Consider the following 1729-nt stretch of genomic DNA (forward strand, 5'->3'; position numbering starts at 1 on the left):
GGCCGCTCCCCGTCGTCGGGGGAGCGGCCTGCGGCCGTTGTCGCGCTGTCGGGGTCAGTCCTTGCGGACCCGGGCGGGTTCGGCGGTCCTGGCGGGCTTCACGGGCTTCGTAGGGTTGGCGGGGTTGGCGGGTTCCGCGCGCTCTGCCGACGGCCGCCCGGCGAAATCGGGCAGCCACTCCAGCATCTCCGCGCGGAACGGCGCCTTGGCGCCCAGCTGGCAGAGCACCCCGATGGTGCTCAGCGTCACCCGGTGGATCAGCAGGTACGCGGGCGGCAGGTTCAGCTGCTTGCCCAGGTTGTAGGCGGGCGAGCGCGGGTCGGCGATCCGGGCCGCCTGGGCCCGCATCCAGGCCCGGGTGAAGTGGAAGTTCTCCACCGCGGCCGGCTCGATGATCGGCAGCAGGTAGTCCAGCACCGCGTCCGGGTCCAGCCGGACCGAGGGCTTCACGAAGCCCTCCTCGCGCAGCATCCGGAGCACGCCCGCCGCGTCCCCGGCCAGCGCCATCCGCAGCGAGGCCCCGATCGGGGCCGGCAGCCCGCCGGGCAGCCGGTCCACCGTGCCGAAGTCCAGCACGCCCAGCCGCCAGCCCGACACCGGGCCGTCGTCCTTCAGCAGCCGGAAGTTGCCCGGGTGCGGGTCCGCGTGCAGCAGGCCGGTCCGGGACGGGCCGGCGAACAGGAACCGGGCCAGCAGCTGCCCGGCGCGGTCGCGCTCCTCCTGGGTGCCGCCCGCGATCACCTCGGCCAGCGGGGTGCCGCCCATCCACTCGGTGACCAGCACCTGGTCGGCCTGGGCCACCACGCCCGGCACCACGATGTCCGGGTCGTCCGTGAACTCCTCGGCATGGCGGCGCTGGGCCTGCGCCTCCAGCTCGTAGTCCAGCTCCTCCGAGACGCGCTCGCGCAGCTCGGTGATCAGCGGCTTGATGTCCAGCCCGGGGATCAGCGGGCCCAGCAGCCAGGCCACCCGGCTCAGCTGCGAGAGGTCTGCGAGCAGCGCGTCCCCCGCACCCGGGTACTGCACCTTGACGGCGACCGTGCGGCCGTCGTGCCAGACCGCCTTGTGCACCTGTCCGATCGAGGCGGCGGCCGCGGGCCGGTCGTCGAACTTCCGGAACAGCCCGCGCCAGTCGTCACCGAGCCGCTGGGCGAGCGCGGTGTGCACCTTGGCGGCGGGCATCGGGGGAGCGGCGTCCTGCAGCTTGGTGAGCGCCGCCCGGTACGGCCCGGCGACCTCCTCGGGCAGCGCGGCCTCGAAGACGGACAGCACCTGCCCGAACTTCATCGCCCCGCCCTTGAGTTCGCCGAGGACCTTGAACAGCTGGTCCGCGGTGGCCTGTTGGAGCTCGGCGGTGACCACCTCGGCGGAGCGGCCGCCGATCCGCTTGCCCAGGCCGAGCGTGGCGCGACCGGCTATCCCCAGCGGCAGGGCGGCGAGCCGTGCCGTGCGGGTCACTGCCTTGCGCGGAAGATCGCTCACCCCGGGCCTCCATTCCCTGGCCCCCCGGTTCCGGACGGCCGACCATCTCTACGCCATTGTGCCCGCTCCCTGCTGCGTGCCCCTCGGAATTCCGTGGGGCGGGGCGGAGAGTGGCCTCCCTTTGCGGGGAGTTGGGCGGCTTGGTCCGGGGAGGGCGGGGGGTGGGGGCAGGTGGTTGCCGCGCAGGAAGTCGGCGCGGCCCGCGTACAGCGCGGGGGTTTTTTTGTGGTCGCGGGCCGCGTGCCCC

Annotated in this window: 1 protein-coding gene; it reads right to left on the reverse strand. The window is 74.1% G+C overall.

Features of this window, described 5'->3' with window-relative positions; genetic code table 11:
• Positions 1 to 54 precede the first annotated feature (54 nt).
• A complete protein-coding gene (locus tag ACFRQN_RS40755) occupies positions 55 to 1482 on the reverse strand; it encodes an ABC1 kinase family protein (RefSeq protein WP_380745688.1) in 1428 nt (475 codons plus the stop codon).
• Between the last annotated feature and the right edge of the window lie 247 nt (positions 1483 to 1729).

The sequence above is a fragment of the Kitasatospora sp. NPDC056800 genome (assembly GCF_042789775.1).
GTDB lineage: Bacteria > Actinomycetota > Actinomycetes > Streptomycetales > Streptomycetaceae > Kitasatospora.